Source organism: Arthrobacter sp. LFS091, from assembly GCF_047977885.1.
GTDB lineage: Bacteria > Actinomycetota > Actinomycetes > Actinomycetales > Micrococcaceae > Arthrobacter.
The window spans coordinates 410,970-435,434 of record NZ_JBFPFP010000004.1 but is presented as its reverse complement, the minus strand read 5'-3'; the positions used below and the strand labels follow the sequence as shown (position 1 = coordinate 435,434).

Sequence of the window (24,465 nt, the reverse complement as noted above, 5' to 3'; positions counted from 1 at the left end):
TCTTACCGCTGCACGCACGTGACCAATCCCTCTGTAATTTACGGGACGCGGGAATGCTGCTGCCGGTAGCCTGACCTGTAGCACCACCGTTGCCTAGCCAGGAGATCTCCGTGACTACCACAACCACTTCCGCGTCTGTCAGCAACCAGTCGCTCGCCGATCTCGATCCCGAGATCGCAGCAGTCCTCAACCAGGAACTTGGCCGCCAGCGCGGCACCCTGGAAATGATTGCGTCCGAAAACTTCGCTCCCCGCGCCGTCATGGAAGCCCAGGGCTCTGTCCTGACCAACAAGTACGCCGAGGGCTACCCGGGCCGCCGCTACTACGGCGGTTGTGAATACGTCGACGTCGCCGAGCAGCTCGCCATCGACCGCGTCAAGGAACTCTTCGGCGCAGAGTACGCGAACGTCCAGCCGCACTCCGGTGCTCAGGCCAACGCCGCCGCCCTTTCGGCCATGATCACCCCGGGCGACAAGATCCTGGGCCTGTCCCTGGCCCACGGTGGACACCTGACCCACGGCATGAAGCTGAACTTCTCCGGCAAGCTCTACAACGTAGCCGCATACCAGGTTGAAGAAGACAACTTCCGGATCGACATGGACAAGCTCCGTGAGCAGGCCATCGCCGAGAAGCCGCAGGTCATCATTGCCGGCTGGTCCGCGTACCCCCGCCACCTCGATTTCGCTGCTTTCCGCTCCATCGCCGACGAGGTTGGCGCGCTTCTCTGGACGGACATGGCGCACTTCGCCGGCCTCGTTGCAGCAGGACTGCACCCCAGCCCGGTGCCGTACTCCGACGTCGTCACCTCCACGGTCCACAAGACCCTGGCCGGCCCTCGGTCCGGTGTGATCCTGGGCAAGCAGGAGTGGGCCAAGAAGCTCAACTCCAGCGTCTTCCCGGGCCAGCAGGGCGGCCCGCTCATGCACGTGATCGCAGCCAAGGCTGTTGCGTTCAAGATCGCCGGCGGCGAGGAGTTCAAGGAGCGCCAGGAGCGTGTCCTCGAGGGCGCAAAGATCATCGCTGACCGCCTGAACCAGCCCGATGTTGCCGACGCCGGCGTCTCGGTGCTCACTGGCGGCACCGATGTGCACCTGGTCCTGGTTGACCTGCGCAACTCGCAGTTGGACGGTCAGCAGGCCGAAGACCTCCTGCACTCGGCTGGCATCACCGTGAACCGCAACTCTGTTCCGTTCGACCCCCGCCCGCCGATGGTCACCTCCGGCCTCCGCATCGGTACGCCCGCCCTGGCTACCCGCGGTTTCGGTGCCACTGAGTTCACCGAGGTTGCGGAGATCATCGCCACAGCGCTCAAGGCCGGCTCGGCTACGGACGTAGAAGCCCTCCAGGCTCGCGTCGACAAGCTCGCCGCCGATTTCCCGCTGTACCCGCAGCACGAGCAGTGGTAACCAGCCCCTTTAAGGCTGAACACGCATTACCCGGGCATTGAACCGGAGCCGACGGGATCCGCCGCCATATCTTCGGCGGTGGGTCCCGTTGGCATGAGCCAACAGGTCACCCACCAGAAAGAGCAGATGGAATGACACAGTCCACCGCACAGATCCTCGACGGCAAGGCCACCGCCGCAGCCATCAAGGCAGAACTGACCACCCGCGTTTCCGTCCTCGCTGCCAAGGGAATTGTTCCGGGCCTGGGCACCATCCTGGTGGGTTCCGACCCCGGCAGCACCTGGTACGTGGGGGGCAAGCACAAGGACTGCGCCGAGGTTGGCATCCAGTCCATCCGCCGCGACCTTCCTGAGGATATCTCCCAGGAGGACCTGCTGGAGGTTGTCCGCGAGCTCAACGACAACCCGGAATGCACCGGCTACATCGTCCAGCTTCCGCTGCCCAAGCACATCGACCAGGACGTCATCCTGGAGGCCATGGATCCGAACAAGGACGCCGACGGCCTGCACCCCATGAACCTCGGCCGCCTGGTGGCCAACGTCAACGGCGAGATGAAGTCCCCGCTGCCCTGCACCCCCAAGGGCTGTGTGGAACTGCTGCGCCGCCACAACATCGAACTCAAGGGCAAGCGCGTCCTGGTGGTCGGCCGCGGTGTCACCATCGGCCGCCCGATCGGGTTGCTGCTGACCCGCAAGGAAGTCAACGCAACCGTCATCCTCGCCCACACCGGGACCGTGGACCTGCCCGCTGAAATCAAGCAGGCCGACGTCGTGATCGCTGCCGCCGGTGTGCCGCACATGATCAAGGCCGAAGACCTTAAGCCGGGCGCAATAGTGCTCGACGTCGGCGTCAGCCGCGTGGACGACGGCAACGGCAAGGCTGTTGTCACCGGAGACGTGGACCCGGCAGCTGCCGACGTCGCGGCCTGGTTGTCCCCGAACCCGGGTGGCGTGGGCCCGATGACCCGGGCCATGCTCCTCGCCAACGTGGTGGAGAGCGCCGAACGCCAGGCCGGAATCGCCTAGGGTTCCGCGAGCACAGCGTTCCCGCGAACGCAGCAGGGCGCCTACCCCCCCCGGTGTCGGCGCCCTGCTCCGTTAACCCGACGACGCCACACAACAACCACGGCTAGGCTCTGAGTATGCAGCCCCGTTCCCCTGAGCCCACACGGCGTCCGGGGCCACCGCCCATCGCCGGCCCCCGCCGTTTCGCAGGCCCGCCCACAAGTTTCATTGTCATCACGGTCGCTGTGGTCCAGATTGTGGGGACGCTGTTTTCTGCAGGCCACCAGGATGCGCCCCGGCCTTTGGACGGGCTGGGGGTCCTGCTGCTCCTGGCCGGCCCGGCCGGGTTGGCCATCCGGAAACGTGCGCCCCAGGTGATGCTTCCGCTCGCGCTCGTCGCCACCGGGGCCTATTTGGTGTTGGGTTACGCCTGGGGGCCGATCGTTTTGTCCTTGGCGCTGGCAATCGTGCTCACGGCAGCTGCCGGACTGCGGTGGCAGGCGTGGGCAGGCGCCGCAATCGCGGCTGCGGCGGTCGTCGCCGGGTCGGCAATGACGGGCGACGAGAACTGGCCGGTGCGTGCGTCCGCGGGCGTCGCTTGGGCCGCGATCCTGGTCCTGTTGGGGCAGGGCTTCCGACGGCGGAGCGAACGGTTCGCCGAATATCGTCGGCGCCGCGAGGAAGCGCAGAAGGCGGAACGCGACGAGTACAGGCTCACCCTGGCCCGGGATATCCACGATGTCGTGGCCCATTCCCTTTCCATGATCAACGTCCAAGCATCCGTGGCCCTGCACGTCGGTGCTGATGATCCGGAGAAGCTCAGGCCGGCCCTCGAGGCCATCAAGGCCGCCAGTAAAGAGTCACTCACCGAGGTACGCCAGCTCCTGGGCGTGCTGCGCGAGGACGTCCCGCTGGCTCCCGCCGCACGGCCCACGTTGGCCCGTGTCCCCGAGTTGGTGCGAAACGCGCAGGTCGGTGGTCTTCGGGTCACGTTGGAGGACAATGCCGACCACCCAGGTGTTGGCCCCGCCCAGCAGGAAGCCGCCTACCGGATCATCCAGGAAGCACTCACCAACGTCGGCAGGCACTCAGGCGCCCGGTCCGCCGTCGTACGCATTGCCCAAACCGACAGGGAGCTGGAGGTGACCATTGACGACGACGGCGCGGGCATGGGTGGCGCGCTCCCCGGCAACGGCCTCACGGGCATGCGTGAGAGGGCGGTCGCCTTGGGCGGCTCGTTCACGCTTCACAGCCTTGAGCCGGGCTTGCGAGTCCAAGCGACCTTGCCGACACATCACGAAGGAACCCGCCCATGATCCGCATCCTCCTGGCCGACGACCAGACCCTCATCCGGGCGGGCTTCCGGGCGCTCCTGGATGCCGAACCGGACATGGAGGTGGTGGGTGAGGCAGGCACCGGCCGCGAGGCTGTCCGCGCCGCGGCCCGGGACAGGCCCGACGTCATCCTCATGGACATCCGCATGCCGGACGACGACGGCCTCACCGCCACCCGCACAATCCTGGGCGACCCTGCCATGGCCGGCACGCGCATCATCATCCTCACCACCTTCGAGCTGGACGAGTACATTGCCGAAGCCGTGCGGGCCGGCGCCGCAGGCTTCCTGGTCAAGGACACGGAACCGGCTGAGCTCATCCGGGCCGTCCGGGTGGTGCACGATGGAGACGCGCTGCTCTCCCCGTCGGTGACCCGGCGGATCATGGCCCAGTTGGCGTCCCAAAGCCGCGCTGCCGGCAAGGTGGTCCCGCTGGACCAGGTGACCGAGCGCGAACGCGAGGTCCTGGCCCTGGTGGGCGAGGGCCTGAACAACGCCGAAATCGCCGAACGCCTCTTCATCACACCGCTCACCGCCAAGACCCATGTTTCGCGCATCATGACCAAGCTGATGGTCCGCGACAGGTCCCAGCTGGTAGTCCTTGCCTACGAATCAGGCTTGGTGAAACCGGGCTGGAGCAGCTGACCACCTGGCGGGACTCCGCCGGGAGTAGGCGGCCGGGGCAAGGTGACTCCCGACGGCGGACGCCCCACCTGCCGCTCCCGGGCAGACTCGAACCAGAGCCGAAAGACGGTTCACGCCGGGCACCGGCGACGCAGAGTTTGGATCAAAGACATGTTCACCGCATTGACGTCAATCGTCGGGGAGACCACCACGCTTGGGGGAGCGGTGGCACAGTTGCCGGCCGCCGTCGCCACCCACGGACCGTGGGGCGACGGACCGTTCTGGCCGTTCTTCATCATCTTCCCGCTGTTCTGGATCATCGTGATCTGCCTGTTCATCTTTGTGGGCCGGCGGACGTGGCGCCGCAACCACCACTGGGCCGCAACCCAAGGCGCCGAGGGGGTGCTGCGGGAGCGCTATGCCCGCGGCGAGATCGATGAGACCGAGTTCCGCCAGCGGCTGGAGGTGTTGCGCTCGCAGCCGGGCAGTTGACTGGCCGGCCAACTGAAACGAGAGGGCTCTTGCAGGAATATCTGCAAGAGCCCTTTCACATATTCCCTGGCGCTACTAGTCTGCTGAGGGTGCACAATGAAGCCATCCGCTCCTCGACACAGTCCCTGACACCATCAGAATCGTCGCGAACCAACCCCGACATGAACCCGCAAACCGTCATCAGCGCCCGGAACCTCACCAAGGCCTATGGTGACCTCACCGCCGTGGACAACATCTCCTTCGACGTACCCGCGGGGGAGTCCTTCGGCCTTCTGGGGCCCAACGGTGCCGGGAAGTCCACAACCATGAAGATGATCGGCGGCGTCTCCCAGCGCACCTCCGGCTCGCTCAACATCATGGGCCTGGACCCCGAGTCGCATGGCCCGGAGGTGAGGGCGCACCTGGGCGTGGTCCCGCAGCAGGACAACCTGGACGAGGAACTACGGGTCCGCGAAAACCTGATCGTGTACGGGCGCTACTTCGGACTCCCGCTGAGCTACCTGCGGCCCAAAGCCGACGAGCTCCTGGAATTCGCGCAGCTGACGGACAAAGCCAACTCGAAGGTGGATGCGCTGTCCGGTGGCATGAAAAGGCGGCTCACCATCGCGCGGTCGCTCATCAACGAGCCACGGATCCTCCTCCTCGATGAGCCCACCACAGGCCTTGACCCGCAGGCCCGCCACATCCTTTGGGACAGGCTTTTCCGGCTCAAGGAGAGTGGAGTGACGCTGATCCTCACCACGCACTACATGGACGAGGCCGAGCAACTCTGCGACCGGCTGATCGTGGTGGACAAGGGACGGATCATGGCCGAAGGGTCGCCGGCCAACCTGATCCGCGAGCACTCCTCGCGCGAAGTACTCGAACTCAGGTTCGGGTCCGAGCGGAACGCAACAATCGGCGTCGAACTCCAAGGCATCGGTGAGCGGCTGGAGACGCTGCCCGACCGCGTGCTCATCTACGCGCACGACGGCGAGGCCGCGTTGGAGCAGGTCACGTCGCGTGGGCTGCGGCCCATGACGTCGCTGGTGCGCCGTTCATCGCTGGAGGACGTGTTCCTGCGGCTGACCGGAAGGAGCCTTGTTGACTGACTCACCGGGTAAACCGCTCACGACGGCGGCGCAGCCGTTGCTGGCCCACTCACCTGAGGTTTCGGCTGCCAGGGCACGACGCTGGGGTTCCTTCTTCTATGCGGAACAGGTTCTGCGCGTCATGCGCAATTACGGCTGGTCCGTGGTCCTTTACAGCGTAGGCCAGCCGGTGGCGTACCTGTTCGCCATGGGGGTTGGGCTCGCCAGCTTGGTGGACGCCAACAGCGAGGCGGCCTTCGGCGGCGTCAGCTACCTCGAATTCGTGGCGCCGGCCCTGTTGGTCTCCGCGGCGGTGATGACGGCGTCGGGGGAGTTCTCGTACCCCATTATGGACGGCTTCAAATGGCGCCGGGTGTTCTACGGCCCCCACGCTTCGCCGTTGATTCCGCAACAGATCGCCAGTGGCCACATCATGGCCAGCACGGTCCGGTTCCTGCTGCAATCGGTGGTCTACTTCGTGGTGGTGGCCCTGTTCGGTGCGTCCCCAAGTCCGTGGGGTTGGGTATCGGCCATCGTGGCAACAGTGGCGGCACTGTCCTTCGGCCTGCCGCTGATGGCCTACGCCGCGAGTATCACCCAGGACAAGGGGCAGTTCGCCTTGGTCCAGCGGTTCATCGTGATGCCGTTGTTCCTTTTCTCGGGCACGTTCTTCCCGCTTGATACCCTGCCGTTGGCCGTCCGCTGGATCGGGTGGATCTCGCCGGTTTGGCATGGAACGGAGTTGGGCAGGGTCTTCACTTACGGCATGGACCAGGACCCGTTGCTGACCATCACGCACGTCGTGTTCCTGCTGGCGACAGCCATCATTGGATGGGTCCTTGTCCGACGCCAGTTCGTGAAAAGGATGGGCTCATGAGTGTCCTGACAGGCGGCCACAGCGCCACGGATCTTGCGCGCGAGCGGAAGTTCGGCTCGCTCTACTCCCGCAACGCACGGGCCGTTGTGGGACGCGGGCTCATGGCGGCCAAGTCGAGCACTTGGCTGGTGATGGTGTCCGGGTTCTTCGAGCCGGTGCTGTTCCTGCTGGCCATGGGCGTGGGGATGGGTTCCATTGTGGGTACCGTGCAGGGCCCGGGAGGCGGAGAGATCAGCTACGCGGCGTACATTGCGCCCGCCCTGCTGGCGGTCTCGGCCATGAACGGGGCCATCTACGATTCCACCTGGAACGTGTTCTTCAAGATGAACTTCGCCAAGCTCTACCAGGGGATGCTCTACACATCGCTGGGGCCGCTGGACGTTGCCATCGGCGAGATCTTCCTGGCCCTGCTGCGGGGCCTGCTGTACGCTACCGGGTTCACCGCCGTCATGGGGGTCATGGGGCTGCTTACCAGTTGGTGGGCCATCCTGGTCATCCCGGCATCGGTGTTGATCGCTTTCGGCTTTGCCAGTTTCGGCATGGGTATTACCAGTTTCATGAAGACCTTCCAGCAGATGGACTGGATCAACTTCTTCCTGCTGCCCATGTTCCTGTTCAGTGCCACGTTCTACCCGCTGAGCGTCTACCCGCAGGTCATCCAGTGGTTCATCCAAGCCATGCCCCTGTGGCACGGCGTGGAGTTGCTGCGGCAGATCAGCGTGGGCTCGTTCAGCCCTGCCACGGCCATCCACGTGGGGTATTACGTGGTGATGATCGGGCTCGGGATCATGTTGACCACCGGACGGCTGCGCCAACTGTTCCTCAAATGACGCCTCTGTGTTCGCCGTCCGTGGAAGCCGGCACAGGCACCATTGGTCTTTTGAGAGAATAGAGCCATGCAATCTCTCGGTGACCCGCGCCCGTCCACGTCCCCCGCCGGCAAAGGCATGTTCAAGGGCTTCCGCATCGGCGGCCTGGGGATGACTGTCGTCATCATCGCCTTCCTGGTGGCCGTCATCTTCGCGGCCAACAAGAACGACGTCGTGGGCTGGGTCGTCGCCGCAGTGGCCTTCGGCTGGCTGGCACTGGCCACCTTCGTAGTCCTGAGCATTCGCAAGGCCGCGCAGCGGGCCGGGGCGAAGCTGAGCGAAGCGCAAGCGGCATTCAACTCCGCAACCGGCCGCGCGCCGTCGTCGGGTGTTGCTGACAATGGCGGCACCCGCGTTGTCGCTGAACGCAGCCAGGCAGACGAAGTCCGCGACCTCAAGTTGGACCACTCCTTCAAGATCGTCCAGGTGCAAGTGCGTGTGGTGGACGAGGAACGCGCCAAGGGAGCCGCTGCGGACCAGGACACCATCAACCGGGCACTGGAAACCATCGCCATCACGGCCACCAACGCCCGGGACATGATCAAGTCCCCAGGTGGCTCGGAGGAGCCCGTAGCCGGAACCATCATCGACTAGAGTGGACCGGGTGAGTACGGCATTGAAGAAGGATTTCCTTCGCATCGCATCAGTCAACGTCAATGGCCTGCGGGCTGCCTACAAGAACGGCATGGCGGAATGGCTGGAGCCCCGCGAGGTTGACATCCTGTGCTTGCAGGAAGTGCGGGCCCCTGATGACATCGTCAGGAAGCTGATCGGCGAGGGGTGGCACATCCTCCACACCGAGGCTGAAGCCAAGGGCCGGGCCGGAGTAGCCATCGCCTCCCGCCAGGAGCCCACAGCTACCCGCATCGGGATCGGCGACTCCTATTTCGATACCTCAGGCCGTTGGGTCGAGGCGGATTACACCGTGCAGACCGCTGCCGGCGACTTCACCACTCTTTCCGTCGTCAGCGCCTACGTGCACTCCGGCGAAGTGGGGACGCCCAAGCAGGACGACAAATTCCGTTTCCTGGATGCCATGACCGTCAGGCTGCCCGAGCTCGCCAAGCACAGCGATCATGCCTTGGTGGTTGGCGACCTCAACGTCGGACACACAGAACTCGACATCAAGAACTGGAAGGGCAACGTCAAGCGTGCCGGCTTCCTCCCCGAGGAACGGGCATACTTCGACCGCTTCCTCGGCGAAGAGATCGGATGGAGGGATGTCCACAGGGGCCTGGCAGGAAATGTCGCCGGCCCCTACACCTGGTGGTCCCAGCGCGGTAAGGCCTTTGACACTGACACTGGCTGGCGCATCGACTACCACCTGGCCACCCCGGGCCTTGCAGCAGCCGCTTTCTCGGCCGTTGTTGACCGGGCGCCTTCGTGGGACACCCGCTTCTCTGACCACGCACCGCTGGTAGTCGACTACCGGCTCTGAGCTTCCGAAGGTATTTTCTCCATGACCAGTTCCATCACGACTGAAACCGGCACCGCCGCCACAGAACGCGCCGCAGCGTCCACCAAGCTGGCCGTTGGCGCCAAGCACCGCGTTCTCTCAGGCATGCAGCCGTCCGCTGACTCCTTGCACCTGGGCAACTACCTGGGTGCCTTGGTCAACTGGGTCCGGATGCAGGACGAGTACGACGCCGTGTTCTTCATTCCGGACCTCCACGCCATCACCGTGCCGCAGGATCCGGCCGAGCTGGCCCGCCGCACCCGTGTTACGGCCGCGCAGTACATTGCAGGCGGCGTGGACGTGGACAAGTGCACGTTGTTCGTCCAGTCCCAGGTTCCCGAGCACGCCCAGCTGGCCTGGGTCCTGAACTGCATCACGGGCATGGGTGAAGCCGCCCGCATGACCCAGTTCAAGGACAAGGCACAAAAGCAGGGCTCGGACCACGCGAGCGTTGGCCTGTTCACGTATCCCATCCTGCAGGCCGCGGACATCCTGCTCTACCAGCCGCACGGCGTGCCCGTCGGTGAAGACCAGCGCCAGCACGTGGAGCTGAGCCGCGACCTCGCGAACCGCTTCAACAGCCGGTTTGGCGAGACGTTCCAGGTGCCCGAAGCCTTCATCCAGAAGGAATCGGCCAAAATCTACGACCTCCAGAACCCCACGGCCAAGATGTCCAAGTCTGCCGAATCACCGGCCGGGCTGATCAACCTCCTGGACGATCCCAAGACAGTGGCCAAGCGCATCAAGTCCGCTGTCACGGATACCGAAACCGAGATCCGCTACGACCGCGAAAACAAGCCTGGTGTTTCCAACCTGCTGACCATCTACTCGGCCATCAGCGGCACACCCGTGGAAAAGATCGTGGCCGACTACCAGGGCAAGATGTACGGCCACCTCAAGGTGGACCTCGCCGAGCTCGTCTCCACCCACCTCGCACCCATCCGGGAACGGGCCAACGAGCTCCTGGCGGACCCGGCAGAACTGGACCGCCTGTTGGCCCTCGGCGCGGACAAGGCCCGCGGGATCGCCTCAGCCACCCTGGCCGATGTCTATTCCAAGGTCGGCTTCCTGCCGTACCGCGGAGACGCCGTACACGGCGAGCAGGGAGTCCGCTAAGCCCATGTGCTCTGCTGGCCAGCTCAACGTCGAGACCGACGCCCGGAAGGGTGTCGGTCCGGACGATTCTCGCCAGCCGGCTGTCACCGGCGCCGATTGTGGTGCCGGTGACACCATGTGCGTGGGCGTGATTCTCGGCTTCCCGCCTGAGATCGCCCAGGAGCTCCAGGAATGGCGGGCATCGTTCGGTGATCCCATGGCGGCTGTCATTCCTGCGCACATCACCCTGATCACCACCACGCCCACCCAGGACTGGGCAGCAACCCGCGAGCACGTGCGGGCGGTCGCCAAAACGCAGGAACCGTTCAACATCACCATCTCGGGTACTGGTTCCTTCCGGCCCGTCTCGCCCGTGGTGTTCGTCAACGTCGAAGAGGGCTTTGAGGAGTGCGTGCAGCTGCACGAGAAGCTGCAAAGCGGCCCGCTTGAGCGGATGCTTCCCTTCCCGTACCACCCGCACGTCACGGTGGCCCACGACGTCGCCCAGAAGAACCTTGATGAGGCCGAAACGGTGCTCAGGGATTACCGGGCGACGTTCCCAGTGGTTAGCATGGGACTTTACGAACACGACACCAATGGAATATGGCAGCTACGGGAAGAGCTCGACTTTGGCGGCGATACTGACGAGGAACAGCAAGCGGATCCAAGCCACGGCGGCGGACGCTCCTCCGCTGCCAACTGAGCTGGCCAAGCTCAAACTGGAGCTTCTGCATAAACGGCAGGAATTAGGCCACGCCAAGCGCTCCGGCGCGGGCTTCCCGGCCAGGGCAGGTGCATTCTTCGCCGTTTTCATGGCCAGGCTGAACACCAACCGCGCCATGCGCTCGTTCCAGCATTACTCGCGGCAGCACGGGCCTTTGCTCAGCGCGGGCATTGGCTTCAACATGTTCTTTTCGGTGACAGGTCTCCTCACTACCGGTTTCGCGATCGCCGGAATCGTCCTGGGCGGCAATCCGGTCCTTGAAGACGCCGTCATCAGCAGCGTGGCCGCCGCCGCTCCAGGGCTCCTGCAGGTCGACGGCGGTAAAGGGCTGGTGGATCCACAGACGCTGCTCAACCCGTCCGGGCTGGGGTGGACGGCGCTCATCGCGGCGGCGGTCACCATTTTCACGTCCCTGGGTTGGATTGCCAGTGTCAGGGAAGGTCTTCGGGGGGTTTTGAACGCTGGCCCCCTGGTGCGAAATGTGCTCCTGCAGAAGGCCATCGACGCCGGTACGCTCCTGCTCCTCGGCGTCATCCTGGTGATCAGCGCCGGAGCCTCGCTGATCTTTGGAACCGCGGCGGACTGGTTCATCGGCTTGCTGAAGCTAAACGAGGAGGTGGCAGCGCCCATCGCCGCCACCGTCAAGATCGTGGTTCCGCTCCTTTTGAACTGCGCGACGGCGGCAGTACTGTTCCGTGTCGCCGCTGGCCTGAAGTTGGGGCGCCAGGCCTTCCTCGAAGGGGTGGCGCTGGCCGGGGTCGGAACCACCGTCCTCCAGTTCTTCAGCACCGAGCTCCTTGCCCGGTCCGGGAACAATCCCGTCCTGGCGTCCTTCGCCATCATCATCGGCCTGCTGATCTGGTTCAACCTGGTGAGCCAGGTTTACCTTGTTTCGGCGTCGTGGGCGGCCATCCGCGAGGCTGATGCCGAATCGGGGGAGGGGCCCCGCAAGAAGGTCCTCGGTTCGCGCCGCGTAGCGCCCCGTACCTGACTCTTTTCTGGCCCCGGGAGGCGCGTATGAACAACCAGCTGTGGATCGCCTGTCTCGTCGGTGCTGCGGCAGGTCTCGTCGTTGGGCAGCTGATCTTCAACTCACCTTTCCTGGGCATCCTCATCGGTGTAGGGCTGGGGGCTCTCGTGGGTGCCGCCGTGGGTCCCCGCCGCAACTAAAAGCAACGCGGGAGGCTACGGGGCCTTGGCCAGTCCCTCCCACTTCACGGTCCAGTCCGAAGGGAATCCCGGGGCGTGCTGCTCAGGTCCGTTGTCCCAACCCGCTGCCATCAAAGCTACTGCAGCCAACAATCCGCCGTTGCCGGGAAGATACAACGGCAGGGAGTCGGTTTGGCGGTTGTGTCCATTGGCGAGGAACGTGTTCTTCCCGGCGTCCAGCAGGAGTGCGTCCACCGCAGCTTCCGGGTCCTCCAGCCGCGCAGCCGTCATGGCCATCACGGGGTAGTCCCAGCCCCACGTGCTGCCCCAATCCCAGTCGGCAAGCACAGCCGTCAGGGTTGCCCGCATGGTCGCTGGATCAATCACGTCCGTCTGCGGGAGGACGCCGAGTGCGCACAACATGGAGGGGTGGTCGGTGCGGATGGTGAACGGCTCGACGTCGATGGCCGCGTACACGTCGTCGATCACCCGTGGCTTGACCATGCCGTCCGCTACCACCGACCATTCCTCCACCGGTTCCAGGCCCAACCTCTCCCGCCAAGCGGCAGCTGTTCTGAGCCCCCACTGCCAGTACGCCAACTCGAAGGTGGGGTTGGCGACCGTAGCCCTGATGGAGCCGTAGCTTTCCTGGGCCGGCACGAGTGGAGGACCCAATTCAAAGCCGCGGGACGTGGGATGCGCGAAGCTGGCCATGAAGGCGGCCGACTCGAAAACAATCTCCGCGAACTCCTCCAGCACCTCGCGGCTGGGGTTGGCCCTGTACACCAGCTCTGCGAGATAAATCGGGTGTGGCTGCTGCCAGATGAGGAAGGTGCCAATGGTGCTGGGGCTTTCCCGGCCGTCCGGACCCACCTGCTTGGGCCATCGCACGCCGTCCAAACCCTGTGCCTTGGCGGTCTGCCGAGCGCTGTCCAGGACTGTGGAGTACCACCGCAGGGACGGCAGGAGCAGCTCCACCCGGTTCCAGTGCGCGAAATGCGCGGCATGCCACCAATGCATTTCCAGGTGGAAGCGGCCACGCCACGAGTTGCACACCAGCCCTGTTTCCTGCGGAGGCAAGGAACCAGCGCAGTTGACCGCTGTCAGGTATTGCGACAACACAATCCTGCGTTCCAGTTCCTTCGCCCGGGGATCGTCCGTGGCCTCCAGTTCCAAGGCGCCGCCGGAGGACCAGAACTGCGGCCAATACTGCGCGGAGGCAGCGATGACGATTCCAGCAGTTGAAAGCACGACGCCGTATCCCGCCGCCGCTTGGAGGCCGGGCTGGGGTGCCGCTGGGGTTGAGCGGATAGAGCCACGTGGAATGCAGTCGCCGTCTCCGGAAGGGGTGAAAAAGACGGCGAAGTCCAGCACGTCTGGAGCTCCCGGATCCCTGTCCTCCGCGGACACACGGATAGTGTGTTGCCCTGTCTGTTCAACTCCCAGACTTTGCCCGGTGATCAACGCCCGGTACCGGGAGTTGTCCAGTGCACGGAAGACCGGCCAAACGGTCGTCCCTTGGTCATCGGCAGAGGACATGGGCACGCCCACAACGGTGGAATGTGCGTCCGGCCTGGTCCAGTCAGCGGCGTCATGCCAAGCTTCGGAACCGTAAGGGAAGTCCACGCCTATTACCAGGCCGGACCGGAGGGCGGGCGACTCAATGCGGAAGGCGACTTCGTCGCGGTACGGGTGGCACGCCGTCGTGATTTTGACGGGGTAACCGGCCAGTGTGAAGCGACTGGTCACCACGCCTGTCCACAGGTCCAGCGTTTGCTCGGCGTCTGTGATGTCCGCCTGGTCCAGCGGGCGTTCAGTGCCGTGATCCAGCCAGCGCAGTCCGATGCGGCCCAAGTCCAACCGGTGTGCGTTGGCCCGCAACCAGTTTTCTGCCTCTGATGTGCCTGTTTCCCGGTCGTTGACGATGTCGCCCACCATGTCCACGTAGGGGACAGGACCCCGTGGTGAGTCATACATGACGGTGGAACCTGCAAGGTCGTGCGGCTGCTCGGAGGGAACGGAGTGCCAGCCCCACTGCGCTTGGGTCCCCAGCAGGGTCCCCGGTGGCAGCTCGTCGCGTGCGCCAACGGGATAGGCGCCCGGAAACGACTGCAAGCCGGTCAGGTCCATGGTGAAGGCGAATTCGCCGTTGCCGACGGATACAGGGCTGCGCGGGTCGAGCTGGTGCTGCCGGACGTTGTGGCGCCGGACGAGTTTCTCGCGGTCGATGGGTTGGTTGTTACGCACGGTGCGGATCCCGTTCCTGGGTTGCTGGTTGGAGGACAACGGTGTCTTCAATTTCCCGCAGTGGGAAGAATGCGGCCCGCTCATACGGAGTCTTGTTGGGTTGGTGGAGGGTAAGGAACAAGCCGCCGTCGAGCCTGCGTCCGATCATGCCGTGGCCGCCGTCGGTGTTCCACAGTGGTTCTTCCTCCTGGATCCATGGGCCAAGCACAGTCCCGGAGGTGCTGCGGGCTATGCCCATGGCATAGCCGTTGTCACCGAAGCTGGACCACAGCATGATCAGTTTGCCGCTGCTGAGCCGGAACAAGAACGGGCCATCGGTGACATGGACAGGAAACTCCCGGTCCTTTGCGGACGGAACATCCAAGGCCCGGGACCATGGCGCTTCCGAGGCGCTGAAAAGGAACACCGGCACGCCCTCGGCGGTCCGCAGGTCCGGGCTGAGGCGCTGGGCCATCATGGCGCCGTCATGCACCTGCTTCCATTCGTGGCAGAAGACCATCCACGGCGTCCCTTGCTGGTCCACGTGGAGGGTCCCGTCCAGGCACTGCCAGTTTGCCGGAGTGAGCGGACCGTCGCTCCACGGTTCGAACGGTCCTTCCGGCGCTTCCGCGGCAAGAACCTGGGTTCCACGGAGCCGGCCGGGTGCAATGAATGTGGCAAACATGAAGTACCGGCCTTGATACTGGTGCACTTCGGGGGCCCAGTACTGTTCTTGGCTCCAGAATCCGGGGGACGGGCGGAAGGCTGCCACTGGTCCCTCCCAGTGGATCAGGTCACGGCTCCCGTAGCAATCGAAACCCGTTGCCTGGCCGGACCAGATGTTCCGGTCGGTACTGCCAAAGAGCAGATAACGCCCGGAGGCGGGCAGTGTTAGTACGAATGGATCCCTGATTTGGATGTCATCCAAGCTGTGCGACACGGTGGTTTCCTCTGCTGCAGATATAGTTCATGCCCCAAACTATTGACGAATATACACCGCCTTGATACGTTTCAGGAACCGTTTTCTTGAGTCTGAAAGAAGCTTACCCAATGGCGCGTAAATCTCTCCGTATCATCCAAAAATCCATCGCCTTCGTCGCCGCTCTCGGCCTGATGGGCCTCACTGCGGCCTGCTCCAGCCCGTCCTCAAACCAGCCGGAGAATGGCCCAGTGGAAATCAGGTTCTCCTGGTGGGGCAACGCAACCCGGGCGGACATCACCAGCAAAGCCGTCAAGGAGTTCGAGGCCGCCAACCCCAACATCAAGGTGAAGCCCGAATACGGCGATATCAGCGGTTACTTCGACAAGCTCGCAACCCAGGTAGCTGCAAACGACGCTCCCGACGTCATTACCATGGGTGGAGCGTACCCCGCCGAATACGCAAACAGGGGAGCGCTGCTGGACCTGTCCAAGGTCAAGGATTCCCTGGACCTCTCTAAACTGGACCCGGGTGCCCTGGAGAATGGCCAGGTCAAGGGCGCGCAGTACGGGGTGTCCACAGGGGCCAATGCGCTGGCCATCGTGGTCAATCCGGCAGTGTTCCAGGCCGCCGGGGTCGCACTCCCGGATGACAGCAAGTGGACCTGGGACGATTTCGCCAAGACCGCGAAGGACATTACCGATAAGAGCCCGAAGGGAACCTACGGCACAGCCACCGTCCTGACCCACGATTCACTGGACGCCTTCGCCCGGCAGCGCGGCAAGTCGCTTTACACGCAGGACGGCCAGCTTGGCTTGGACAAGGACACGGTTCAGGCCTACTTCGATTACTCCCTGAAGCTCAGCGAATCAGGTGCAGCCCCCAGCGCATCGGAGACCGTTGAGAAACTCAATGTCAGCACCGAGCAGACGCTCATGGGCATGGGGCAGGCCGGGATGATGCTCACTTGGAGCAATTCGCTGACTGCGCTGAGCAAAGCCTCCGGTGCCGAGCTGAAACTGCTCAAGCTGCCGGGTGAGACGCCCACTCCCGGCATCTGGCTTCAGTCCTCGCAGTTCTACACCATCTCCGCCCGCAGCAAGCACACTGATGCAGCAGCCAAACTGGTCAATTTTCTGGTCAACAACGAGGCCGCGGCTAAGATCGTTCAAAGCGACCGCGGTGTGCCCAGCAATGCCGGCATGCGTACCGCCATTCAGGATCTCCTGACGCCACAGGGCAAGACCGAGGCAGCGTACATCGACCAGATCGGCAAGATGGAGTTCGCGCCGACGTTCATCGGTCCCACCGGTTCAACGGCGGTCTCCGAGATCACGGCCCGCATCAACACCGATGTCCTGTTCAAGCGGCTCACTCCCGAGAAGGCTGCGGAACAGTGGCTCAGCGAAAGCAAAGCCGCCATCGGCAAGTAGCCAAGAGCAACGCGGGGTCACTTTTGGCCCGTCCAGGGGTGGAGCATGGGCCACAAGTGACCCCGCGTTGCTTTAGGAGACTTCCAGGTAGGGGTCGGCCCACGCGGCAATGATTCGTGCAACCCGTGCTGCTTGGCCCTTCCCGGTGAGCAGGTGTTCGCTGCCCTCCAGGGAAATGAAGCTGCGGGGGTGCCGGGCGGTGCGGAAAATCTCGCTGGCGTTATCGATCCCCACCGTGTTGTCGGTGGGGGAGTGCATCACCATGAGCGGCTTGTGGAGGGTCCGGATGCAGTCGCGCAGGTCGGCCCGCTCCACGTCCTCCACGAAGTGCCTGCGGACCTCCATGGGCCGTCCGCCCAGATCCACCACGGCACTGCCATCGCGCAGGATCGATTCGATCTCGGCGTCGAACATGTGCTCGACGTGCTTGGGCTCGTAGGGGGCACCAACGGTCACCACTGCGTTGAGCCCGGGGATATCGCGGGCCGCGGCCAGGACAGCGGCACCGCCGAAGGAGTGGCCTACCAGCAACGAAATCGAGCGGCCCTGTTCGCGCATGAACCCGGCGGCCAGGATCGTGTCAGCCACCTTGACGCTGAACGAGCCCGCAGACCACTCTCCCTCGGATCCACCCAGGCCAAGGTTGTCGAAGCGCAGCATCCCGATTCCCTGCTCAGCAAGGCCCTTGCAGATGCGCGAGGCGGCGGGGCTGTCCTTGCCAAGGGTCAGGCCGTGCGAGTAAAGGCCCCAACCGCGGACGGGGCCCTCAGGGACATCCACGATGCCGGCCAGCGTGTCGCCGGTGCTTCCGGTGAAACTGATCTTCTCAGAGCGTGACACGCTGGTCTCCTTGTGGTGCGATAACCGGTTTGCTGACGGTGATTAACGACGACGGCGCCGGTCACCATGTGGGGTGAGCGGCGCCGTCGTCGTGCTGTTCTTTAAGGGAACGGCTAACTAGATCTTGCGTGCCAGGATGGCCTGCTTGACCTCGGCGATTGCCTTGGTCACCTGGATGCCACGGGGGCATGCTTCGGAGCAGTTGAAGGTGGTGCGGCAGCGCCACACACCTTCTTTGTCGTTGAGGATTTCCAGGCGCATGTCGCCGGCGTCATCACGGGAATCGAAGATGAAGCGGTGTGCGTTGACGATCGCTGCCGGACCGAAGTACTGGCCGTCGGTCCAGAAGACCGGGCAGGACGAGGTGCAGGCGGCGCACAGGATGCACTTGGTGGTGTCGTCAAAGCGCTCACGGTCCTCGACGGACTGCAGGCGTTCCTTGGTGGGCTCGTGGCCCTTGTTGATCAGGAACGGCATGACTTCGCGGAAGGACTGGAAGAAGGGTTCCATGTCCACGATCAGGTCCTTCTCCACGGGGAGGCCCTTGATCGGCTCGACGGTGATGGGCTTGGACGTGTCCAGGTCCTTCAGCAGCGTCTTGCAGGCGAGGCGGTTGCGGCCGTTGATGCGCATGGCATCGGAACCACAGACACCGTGGGCGCAGGAGCGGCGGAAGGAAACAGTTCCGTCGATCTCCCACTTGACCTTGTGCAGGGCATCCAACACGCGGTCCGTGCCGTACATGGTCAGCTTGTAGTCGTCCCAGCGTGCCTCGTCCGAGATTTCCGGGTCGTAGCGGCGTACGCGAAGCGTGATGTGGAACGTGGGGATTTCACCGTCGCCGGCAACGCTTGCCGGGAGCTCGATCTTGGAAGCGGGCTCTGCCATTTCGGTCGTCATTAGTACTTACGCTCCATCGGCTCGTAACGGGTGAAGATGACGGGCTTCGTCTCGAGACGGATGCCCGCAACAGATTCCGCCGAGGATGCGGCGGTGACGGTGTTGTCCAGGTAAGCCATGGAGTGCTTCATGAACTTCTCGTCGTCGCGGTCCGGGAAGTCCTCACGGTAGTGGCCACCGCGTGACTCTTCACGGTGCAGCGCACCGACGGTCATGACCTTGGCCATGTCCAGGAGGAAGCCCAACTCCACGGCTTCCAGGAGATCCAGGTTGAAGCGCTTGCCCTTGTCCTGGACCGTGACGTTCTTGTACCGCTCTTCGAAGGATGCGATGTCGCGCAGGACCTGCTCCAGCGATTCCTTGGTACGGAACACCTGCATGTTGGCGTCCATGGTGTCCTGCAGTTCCTTGCGGATCTGCGCAACACGCTCAGTGCCGTTGCCGGTGAGCAGGCGGTCCAGGATGCCACGGGTCATGGCTTCGGGGTCAGCCGGCAGCTCAACAAAGTCAGCCGTCTTGGAGTACTCCGCAGCGGCGATACCGGCGCGCTTGCCGAACACGTTGATGTCCAGGAGCGAGTTGGTGCCGAGGCGGTTGGAGCCGTGCACGGAAACACAGGCAACTTCACCGGCTGCGTAGAGGCCCGGCACGATCGTGTCGTTGTCCTGCAGCACCTCGGTGGTGATGTTCGTCGGAATGCCGCCCATGGCGTAGTGCGCGGTGGGGAACACGGGAACCGGATCCGTGAACGGTTCCACACCCAGGTAGGTGCGGGCGAACTCGGTGATGTCCGGAAGCTTGGCCTCGATGTGCGCAGGCTCAAGGTGGGTCAGGTCCAGGAGGACGTAGTCCTTGTTCGGACCACAGCCGCGGCCTTCGCGCACTTCGTTGGCCATGGCGCGGGCCACGATGTCACGGGGTGCGAGGTCCTTGATGGTGGGGGCGTAGCGCTCCATGAAGCGCTCACCCTCGGAGTTACGCAGGATGGCACCTTCACCACGCGCACCCTCGGTGAGGAGGATGCCCAGGCCGGCGAGGCCGGTCGGGTGGAACTGGAAGAACTCCATGTCTTCCAGGGGGATACCGCGGCGGAACGCGATGCCCATGCCGTCACCGGTGAGGGTGTGGGCGTTGGAGGTGGTCTTGAAGACCTTGCCGGCGCCGCCGGAGGCGAACACCACGGACTTGGCCTGGAAGACGTGCAGTTCGCCGGAAGCGAGGTCGTAGGAGACAACGCCTGCAACGCGCTTCTGCTTGTACGGCGTACCGTCTTCGCGTACTGCGTCTTCTTCGACGATCAGCAGGTCCAGGACGTAGTACTCGTTGTAGAACTCAACGTTGTGCTTGACGCAGTTTTGGTACAGCGTCTGCAGGATCATGTGGCCGGTACGGTCAGCTGCGTAGCACGCACGGCGGACAGGAGCCTTGCCGTGGTCGCGGGTGTGGCCACCGAAACGACGCTGGTCAATGCGGCCCTCAGGCGTGCGGTTGAACGGCAGACCCATCTTTTCCAGGTCCAGCACGGCGTCGATGGCTTCCTTCGCCATGACCTCGGCTGCGTCCTGGTCAACCAGGTAGTCGCCACCCTTGATGGTGTCAAAGGTGTGCCATTCCCAGTTGTCTTCTTCGACGTTGGCCAGTGCTGCACACATACCGCCCTGTGCCGCACCAGTGTGCGAACGGGTGGGGTAGAGCTTGGTCAGTACCGCTGTGCGTGCGCGCTGACCGGACTCGATCGCGGCGCGCATGCCGGCGCCACCTGCACCGACAATGACGACGTCGTACTTATGGACCTGCATACCAGATGCTCTCTCTTTCAAAATTCAGATGGTCGGCGGAGGCTGCTCCGCTACGTCCGGCGAACCGGTTTACTCCAAGGAGGGGCCGGACCGCCGCTGTGGCACAGCCCGCTACGGGGCCGGGCAGAATCCGCCAGGCAGCTGAACGCCGTCGACGACGGGGCACGGGTTGAAGGTGAAGATCACCAGAGTGCCCAGGATGATGATGACCAGGGTGGCCGCATAAAGGACCATCTTGAGCCAGAAGCGAGTGGAATCCTTCTCGGCGTAGTCGTTGATGATGGTGCGGACGCCGTTGGTGCCGTGCAGCATGGCAAGCCACAGCATGGCCAGGTCCCAGAACTGCCAGAAGGGATCGGCCCACTTGCCGGCAACGAAGCCGAAGTCGATGGCGTGGATGCCATCGCCGACCATCAGGTTCACGAAGAGGTGGCCGAAGATCAGCACCACCAGGACGATGCCGGAGAGGCGCATGAAGAGCCAGGCGATCATCTCGAAGTTGCCGCGGCTGGAACCGCTGCGGTTGTACTTCGGCGCGATCTTGCCGCTCCCGATTTTCCCGCTGCGCGGGGATTCGATGGTTGTCATGGCTTAGTGGCCTCCCAGCGCAAGGGAAAGGTGGCGGATGGCGAAGCCTGCGAACGTGACCAGCCACAGCGCAAGCACGATCCACAGCAGCTGGCGCTGGTACTTCGCGCCCTTCTTCCAGAAATCGATGGCGATCACACGCAGGCCGTTGAAGGCGTGGAAGATGATCGCTGCGACCAGGCCCGTTTCACCCAGGGCCATCAGGGGGTTCTTGTATGCGCCGATGACGGCGGTGTAGGCCTCAGGGGACACGCGCACCAATGAGGTGTCCAGCACATGGACCAACAAGAAGAAAAAGATCACTACACCGGTAATACGGTGTCCAACCCAGGACCACATGCCTTCACGGCCGCGGTACAAGGTGCCAGCTGGTTTTGTCGGCACTGATTAAACCTTCCTGCAACACAGCGGCGCTGGCATGGGATCCATGCGGGGGGAACGCCTGCTGCGAGAGCACTCGTAGCTCACGCCTAAATCTAGGCTTCGCTCACAGCATATTCAATTTAGGGCGGACTTCTCTGCTTGTTAATTCCATGTTTCCTGCCCGGATTCAGGCGATTTTGGGAACTGCCTGAGACGAACGCCACATGCGTGGCGTTCTGCGGGGCTTCCTGCTTGCACAGGATAAAGTGTTGCGGTGAGTACAGAAGACGCGAAATACCCGGAATCGCCATTGGACCGCTTTCACGCGGTCATTCCGGCGGGCGGTGTGGGGACCCGGCTGTGGCCACTCTCGCGTGCCGCTGCGCCCAAGTTCCTCCACGACCTGACCGGTTCGGGCAGCACGTTGTTGAGGGCCACCTATGACAGGCTCGAGCCGCTGGCCGGAGACCGCGTGCTGGTGGTCACCGGTGAAGCGCACCGTGCCGCCGTGTGCCGCCAACTGCCTGAGGTAGGGGATGACGAGCTCGTCCTCGAAAGCGAGCCCAAAGACTCCGGCGCTGCCATCGGGCTGGCCGCCGCGATCCTGCACCGCCGCGATCCGGAGACCATCATGGGTTCCTTCGCCGCAGACCAGGTCATCAGCCCGGACGACCTCTTCCAGGAGGCCGTGCGTGAGGCGATCCACACAGCTGCCAAGGGCAAGATCGTCACCATCGGCATTAAGCCCACGCACCCGTCAACGGGCTTCGGCTATATCCGCTCAGGCGCGGCCCTGAACGTCGAGGGTGCTCCGAATGCCATGGCTGTGGCCGAGTTTGTTGAGAAGCCCAGCCAGGAAGTGGCCAACAAGTACTTCGAAGCCGGGGACTACGTCTGGAACGCTGGCATGTTCGTTGCGCCGGTCGCACTCATGCTGAAGCACCTAGAAGCGAACCAGCCGGTGCTCTTCGCGGGCCTGCAGGAGATCGCCGAAGCGTGGGACACGCCCCAGCGCGACGAGGTCAAGGCCCGTGTCTGGCCAACCTTGCCCAAGATCGCCATCGACTACGCCGTGGCTGAGCCTGCAGCGGAAGCCGGGGACGTCGCCGTCGTACCTGGCACTTTCCGTTGGGACGACGTCGGCGACTTCGCCGCGATCGGTCGACTGAACAACGCCGGCGACGTCGACGAAGTCACCGTCCTGGGCGAGGGCGCCCGCGTCTTCGCGGAGAATGCCAGCGGCGTGGTGGTTTCCGACACCAAGCGCGTCATTGCCCTGATCGGCATCAAGGACGTGGTCATCGTGGACACCCCGGACGCCTTGCTGGTGACCACGAAGGAGCACGCGCAACTGGTCAAGGGCACCGTTGACGCCCTTAAAGCCAGCGGCGACACGGACGTGCTGTAACGCATCTGCTTATACCGTGAGCCACCTCTTTGGTTGCCCTGCGTCTGAACGCAGCGTAACCAAGAGGTGGCTTTCGTTCTTCGGAGGCCGCGCATGGCTAGAGTTGTGACGTGCGCAATTACACGACTGAAACCGAGCCCACCCCTGTTGTCGGTCCCTGGGTTGACGAATTCCTGCCCGGACTCATTGAATTCCGGCGTGACCTCCATGCGCACCCTGAACTGTCCTTCAAGGAGTTCAGGACGACCGACAAGCTCGTAGAGCGCCTCGAGGCAGCGGGCCTGAAGCCACGTCGGCTCGAGGGCACCGGGCTCACTGTGGATGTCGGCGAAGGGCCCATTGCCACAGCACTCCGCGGCGACATCGACGCCCTGCCGATCATCGAGGAGACCGGCCTGCCGTTTGCTTCGAAGAACCACGGCGTCACCCATGCCTGTGGGCACGACATCCACACCACCACCATGCTGGGCATTGCCCTGGTGCTGCACCGGATGCACAAGAACAACCCGTTGGGCGGCACGGTACGCATCATTTTCCAGCCCGCCGAGGAAACCATGCCCGGAGGCGCTTTGTCCTGCATCGAGCAGGGTGTGTTGGAAGGGGTTCCCCGTATCCTGGCCCTGCACTGTGATCCCCGGATCAACGTGGGCCAGATCGGCACCCGCATTGGTGCGATCACGTCGGCATCGGACACCATCAAGATTGAACTGTCCGGGCGTGGCGGACACACGTCACGGCCGCACCTTACCGAAGACCTGGTCTTCGCTTTGTCGCAGATCGCCATCAACGTCCCGGCTGTACTTTCCCGCCGGGTGGATGTCCGCAGCGGTGTTTCCGTGGTGTGGGGCCAGATTTCTGCCGGATCGGCTCCCAATGCCATCCCGGCGTCGGGCTACATGGCCGGCACCATGCGCTGCTTGGACCGGGACGCCTGGCACAGTGCCGGCGAATTGCTGGACGACGTCGTCAAGCAGGTGGCAGCACCCTACGGCGTTGATGTGCACCTGGAACACACCCGCGGAGTGCCGCCGGTGGTCAACTCCGAGCATGAGACCGCCCTGATCGAGGCTTCCGCGCGGGCGGAACTTGGCGAGAACGCCGTGGTCCTGACCCCGCAGTCCATGGGCGGAGAAGATTTCGCGTGGTTCCTCGCGGATCTTCCCGGAGCCATGATGCGGCTTGGGACGCATACCCCTGGCGGCGAGGAGTATGACCTTCACCGCGGGGACTTCATCGTGGATGAGCGCGCGCTTGGGTACGCGGTGCGGGTGCTTACCGGCGCTGCCCTGCGGACCATCCGCGACCTGGAGTCCTAACCCCGACCAAGCCGTCAAGCGCGTTCTTTTCCACTCAAAAAACTCGCTTATCGGCAACCTGTTCGGCTTAGTGCCGGCCAATTGAGTTGTGCACAATTGAATTGTGCACTATCGTTTTATTCATGAGTGATGCACCCCGCCTCCGCCACCAGGTCTGCTTTGCGCTGTATTCGGCGTCCAAAGCAGCCACAGCGGTCTACCGCCCCGTGCTGGAGGACCTGGGCCTGACCTACCCGCAGTATCTGGTCATGCTGGTGCTGTGGGAGCAGGAACCGCGCAGCGTCCGCGAACTGGGCGCCGAACTAGGCCTCGATTCCGGCACGCTTTCGCCGCTCCTCAAGCGCCTTGAGGGCCTGGGCCTGGTGGAGCGTAAGCGGTCCTCTCAGGACGAGCGCCGGGTTGACGTCGTGCTGACCGACGCCGGCAGGGAACTCAGTGCCCGCGCCCAGGCCGTGCCCCAGGCATTGGCCGATGCCGCTGGACTGTCCGCCGCGGAGATCCAGCAACTCCACGCCACGCTGGGCAAGCTCACCACGGCCTTGAACAGCTCACTCTAAGAATTTTCCCAAGCCAC

Annotated in this window: 25 protein-coding genes; 18 read left to right on the top strand and 7 right to left on the bottom strand. The window is 63.8% G+C overall.

What is annotated here, in order from left to right:
• Positions 1-110: 110 nt before the first annotated feature.
• The 14 genes from glyA to ACNQOP_RS10085 all read left to right on the top strand — a co-directional run bounded on the left by glyA (position 111) and on the right by ACNQOP_RS10085 (position 12,120).
• Entirely contained in the window at positions 111-1,406 is a 1,296-nt protein-coding gene (glyA, locus tag ACNQOP_RS10150) for a serine hydroxymethyltransferase (protein WP_416404378.1), read from the top strand.
• Between the two features lie 131 nt (positions 1,407-1,537).
• On the top strand, positions 1,538-2,431 hold the full coding sequence (locus ACNQOP_RS10145) for a bifunctional methylenetetrahydrofolate dehydrogenase/methenyltetrahydrofolate cyclohydrolase (RefSeq protein ID WP_416404377.1): 894 nt from the start codon (positions 1,538-1,540) through the stop codon (positions 2,429-2,431).
• 116 nt (positions 2,432-2,547) lie between these two features.
• A complete protein-coding gene (locus ACNQOP_RS10140; RefSeq protein WP_416404376.1) occupies positions 2,548-3,726 on the top strand; it encodes a sensor histidine kinase in 1,179 nt (392 codons plus the stop codon).
• Complete coding sequence (locus tag ACNQOP_RS10135; RefSeq protein ID WP_257368743.1) at positions 3,723-4,388, top strand: response regulator transcription factor; 666 nt, start codon at positions 3,723-3,725, stop codon at positions 4,386-4,388. The genes ACNQOP_RS10140 and ACNQOP_RS10135 overlap by 4 nt, the downstream gene beginning before the upstream one ends.
• A gap of 150 nt (positions 4,389-4,538) precedes the next feature.
• Complete coding sequence (locus ACNQOP_RS10130; protein WP_416404375.1) at positions 4,539-4,859, top strand: SHOCT domain-containing protein; 321 nt, start codon at positions 4,539-4,541, stop codon at positions 4,857-4,859.
• A gap of 161 nt (positions 4,860-5,020) precedes the next feature.
• Positions 5,021-5,950 carry an ABC transporter ATP-binding protein gene (locus ACNQOP_RS10125; RefSeq protein WP_257368742.1) on the top strand — a complete coding sequence of 310 codons (930 nt, stop codon included), beginning with the start codon at positions 5,021-5,023 and terminating at the stop codon, positions 5,948-5,950.
• Positions 5,943-6,806: an ABC transporter permease gene (locus ACNQOP_RS10120; protein WP_416404374.1), complete on the top strand. Its 864-nt coding sequence runs from the start codon at positions 5,943-5,945 to the stop codon at positions 6,804-6,806. Before ACNQOP_RS10125 ends, ACNQOP_RS10120 begins: the two co-directional genes overlap by 8 nt.
• Entirely contained in the window at positions 6,803-7,636 is an 834-nt protein-coding gene (locus tag ACNQOP_RS10115; protein WP_235519218.1) for an ABC transporter permease, read from the top strand. Before ACNQOP_RS10120 ends, ACNQOP_RS10115 begins: the two co-directional genes overlap by 4 nt.
• Before the next feature lie 66 nt (positions 7,637-7,702).
• On the top strand, positions 7,703-8,269 hold the full coding sequence (locus ACNQOP_RS10110; RefSeq protein ID WP_235519219.1) for a hypothetical protein: 567 nt from the start codon (positions 7,703-7,705) through the stop codon (positions 8,267-8,269).
• A gap of 10 nt (positions 8,270-8,279) precedes the next feature.
• A complete protein-coding gene (locus ACNQOP_RS10105; protein WP_416404373.1) occupies positions 8,280-9,113 on the top strand; it encodes an exodeoxyribonuclease III in 834 nt (277 codons plus the stop codon).
• 21 nt (positions 9,114-9,134) lie between these two features.
• Entirely contained in the window at positions 9,135-10,247 is a 1,113-nt protein-coding gene (gene trpS / locus ACNQOP_RS10100; RefSeq protein WP_235519221.1) for a tryptophan--tRNA ligase, read from the top strand.
• Positions 10,248-10,251: 4 nt separating this feature from the next.
• The gene (locus ACNQOP_RS10095) at positions 10,252-10,929 is read left to right on the top strand and encodes a 2'-5' RNA ligase family protein (protein ID WP_235519223.1); all 678 of its coding nucleotides are present in this window, start codon (positions 10,252-10,254) and stop codon (positions 10,927-10,929) included.
• The gene (locus tag ACNQOP_RS10090; protein WP_416404372.1) at positions 10,856-11,941 is read left to right on the top strand and encodes a YihY/virulence factor BrkB family protein; all 1,086 of its coding nucleotides are present in this window, start codon (positions 10,856-10,858) and stop codon (positions 11,939-11,941) included. The genes ACNQOP_RS10095 and ACNQOP_RS10090 overlap by 74 nt, the downstream gene beginning before the upstream one ends.
• 26 nt (positions 11,942-11,967) lie before the next feature.
• Positions 11,968-12,120 carry a DUF1269 domain-containing protein gene (locus tag ACNQOP_RS10085; RefSeq protein ID WP_235519229.1) on the top strand — a complete coding sequence of 51 codons (153 nt, stop codon included), beginning with the start codon at positions 11,968-11,970 and terminating at the stop codon, positions 12,118-12,120.
• A 15-nt stretch (positions 12,121-12,135) separates the two neighbouring features.
• Here the strand turns inward: ACNQOP_RS10085 and ACNQOP_RS10080 are convergent, their stop codons facing one another.
• Positions 12,136-14,229 carry a hypothetical protein gene (locus ACNQOP_RS10080; RefSeq protein ID WP_416404398.1) on the bottom strand — a complete coding sequence of 698 codons (2,094 nt, stop codon included), beginning with the start codon at positions 14,227-14,229 and terminating at the stop codon, positions 12,136-12,138.
• Between the two features lie 109 nt (positions 14,230-14,338).
• Positions 14,339-15,265, bottom strand: coding sequence for a glycoside hydrolase family 43 protein (locus ACNQOP_RS10075; RefSeq protein WP_416404371.1), 927 nt, complete (start codon positions 15,263-15,265; stop codon positions 14,339-14,341).
• A gap of 110 nt (positions 15,266-15,375) precedes the next feature.
• Between ACNQOP_RS10075 and ACNQOP_RS10070 the strand changes: the two genes are divergently transcribed.
• Complete coding sequence (locus ACNQOP_RS10070) at positions 15,376-16,677, top strand: ABC transporter substrate-binding protein (RefSeq protein ID WP_416404370.1); 1,302 nt, start codon at positions 15,376-15,378, stop codon at positions 16,675-16,677.
• Between the two features lie 72 nt (positions 16,678-16,749).
• Here the strand turns inward: ACNQOP_RS10070 and ACNQOP_RS10065 are convergent, their stop codons facing one another.
• The 5 genes from ACNQOP_RS10065 to sdhC form a co-directional block, all read right to left on the bottom strand.
• Positions 16,750-17,517 carry an alpha/beta hydrolase gene (locus ACNQOP_RS10065; protein WP_257368738.1) on the bottom strand — a complete coding sequence of 256 codons (768 nt, stop codon included), beginning with the start codon at positions 17,515-17,517 and terminating at the stop codon, positions 16,750-16,752.
• Positions 17,518-17,634: 117 nt separating this feature from the next.
• Positions 17,635-18,417: a succinate dehydrogenase iron-sulfur subunit gene (locus ACNQOP_RS10060; RefSeq protein WP_211713080.1), complete on the bottom strand. Its 783-nt coding sequence runs from the start codon at positions 18,415-18,417 to the stop codon at positions 17,635-17,637.
• A complete protein-coding gene (sdhA, locus tag ACNQOP_RS10055; protein WP_257368737.1) occupies positions 18,417-20,216 on the bottom strand; it encodes a succinate dehydrogenase flavoprotein subunit in 1,800 nt (599 codons plus the stop codon). The genes ACNQOP_RS10060 and sdhA overlap by 1 nt, the downstream gene beginning before the upstream one ends.
• A 111-nt stretch (positions 20,217-20,327) precedes the next feature.
• Positions 20,328-20,804, bottom strand: coding sequence for a succinate dehydrogenase hydrophobic membrane anchor subunit (locus tag ACNQOP_RS10050; protein WP_257368736.1), 477 nt, complete (start codon positions 20,802-20,804; stop codon positions 20,328-20,330).
• A 3-nt stretch (positions 20,805-20,807) separates the two neighbouring features.
• Positions 20,808-21,188: a succinate dehydrogenase, cytochrome b556 subunit gene (gene sdhC, locus ACNQOP_RS10045; protein ID WP_211713083.1), complete on the bottom strand. Its 381-nt coding sequence runs from the start codon at positions 21,186-21,188 to the stop codon at positions 20,808-20,810.
• Between the two features lie 253 nt (positions 21,189-21,441).
• Here sdhC and ACNQOP_RS10040 point away from each other — a divergent pair, with 253 nt between their 5' ends.
• From ACNQOP_RS10040 to ACNQOP_RS10030, 3 genes are all read left to right on the top strand, one after another.
• The gene (locus ACNQOP_RS10040) at positions 21,442-22,575 is read left to right on the top strand and encodes a mannose-1-phosphate guanylyltransferase (RefSeq protein WP_235519238.1); all 1,134 of its coding nucleotides are present in this window, start codon (positions 21,442-21,444) and stop codon (positions 22,573-22,575) included.
• A 110-nt stretch (positions 22,576-22,685) separates the two neighbouring features.
• Complete coding sequence (locus ACNQOP_RS10035) at positions 22,686-23,891, top strand: amidohydrolase (protein ID WP_235519243.1); 1,206 nt, start codon at positions 22,686-22,688, stop codon at positions 23,889-23,891.
• A 122-nt stretch (positions 23,892-24,013) separates the two neighbouring features.
• On the top strand, positions 24,014-24,448 hold the full coding sequence (locus ACNQOP_RS10030; RefSeq protein WP_257368734.1) for a MarR family winged helix-turn-helix transcriptional regulator: 435 nt from the start codon (positions 24,014-24,016) through the stop codon (positions 24,446-24,448).
• Positions 24,449-24,465: the final 17 nt, after the last annotated feature.

Excerpts from the sequence above, each read along its gene's own strand:
- ACNQOP_RS10145 (WP_416404377.1), top strand. The coding sequence starts at position 1,538 with ATGACACAGTCCACCGCACAGATCCTCGACGGCAAGGCCACCGCCGCA.
- ACNQOP_RS10140 (WP_416404376.1), top strand. The coding sequence starts at position 2,548 with ATGCAGCCCCGTTCCCCTGAGCCCACACGGCGTCCGGGGCCACCGCCC.
- ACNQOP_RS10135 (WP_257368743.1), top strand. The coding sequence starts at position 3,723 with ATGATCCGCATCCTCCTGGCCGACGACCAGACCCTCATCCGGGCGGGC.
- ACNQOP_RS10130 (WP_416404375.1), top strand. The coding sequence starts at position 4,539 with ATGTTCACCGCATTGACGTCAATCGTCGGGGAGACCACCACGCTTGGG.
- ACNQOP_RS10125 (WP_257368742.1), top strand. The coding sequence starts at position 5,021 with ATGAACCCGCAAACCGTCATCAGCGCCCGGAACCTCACCAAGGCCTAT.
- ACNQOP_RS10115 (WP_235519218.1), top strand. The coding sequence starts at position 6,803 with ATGAGTGTCCTGACAGGCGGCCACAGCGCCACGGATCTTGCGCGCGAG.
- ACNQOP_RS10110 (WP_235519219.1), top strand. The coding sequence starts at position 7,703 with ATGCAATCTCTCGGTGACCCGCGCCCGTCCACGTCCCCCGCCGGCAAA.
- trpS (WP_235519221.1), top strand. The coding sequence starts at position 9,135 with ATGACCAGTTCCATCACGACTGAAACCGGCACCGCCGCCACAGAACGC.
- ACNQOP_RS10095 (WP_235519223.1), top strand. The coding sequence starts at position 10,252 with ATGTGCTCTGCTGGCCAGCTCAACGTCGAGACCGACGCCCGGAAGGGT.
- ACNQOP_RS10085 (WP_235519229.1), top strand. The coding sequence starts at position 11,968 with ATGAACAACCAGCTGTGGATCGCCTGTCTCGTCGGTGCTGCGGCAGGT.
- ACNQOP_RS10080 (WP_416404398.1), bottom strand. The coding sequence starts at position 14,229 with ATGGACCTGACCGGCTTGCAGTCGTTTCCGGGCGCCTATCCCGTTGGC.
- ACNQOP_RS10070 (WP_416404370.1), top strand. The coding sequence starts at position 15,376 with ATGGCGCGTAAATCTCTCCGTATCATCCAAAAATCCATCGCCTTCGTC.
- ACNQOP_RS10060 (WP_211713080.1), bottom strand. The coding sequence starts at position 18,417 with ATGACGACCGAAATGGCAGAGCCCGCTTCCAAGATCGAGCTCCCGGCA.
- sdhA (WP_257368737.1), bottom strand. The coding sequence starts at position 20,216 with ATGCAGGTCCATAAGTACGACGTCGTCATTGTCGGTGCAGGTGGCGCC.
- ACNQOP_RS10050 (WP_257368736.1), bottom strand. The coding sequence starts at position 20,804 with ATGACAACCATCGAATCCCCGCGCAGCGGGAAAATCGGGAGCGGCAAG.
- ACNQOP_RS10030 (WP_257368734.1), top strand. The coding sequence starts at position 24,014 with ATGAGTGATGCACCCCGCCTCCGCCACCAGGTCTGCTTTGCGCTGTAT.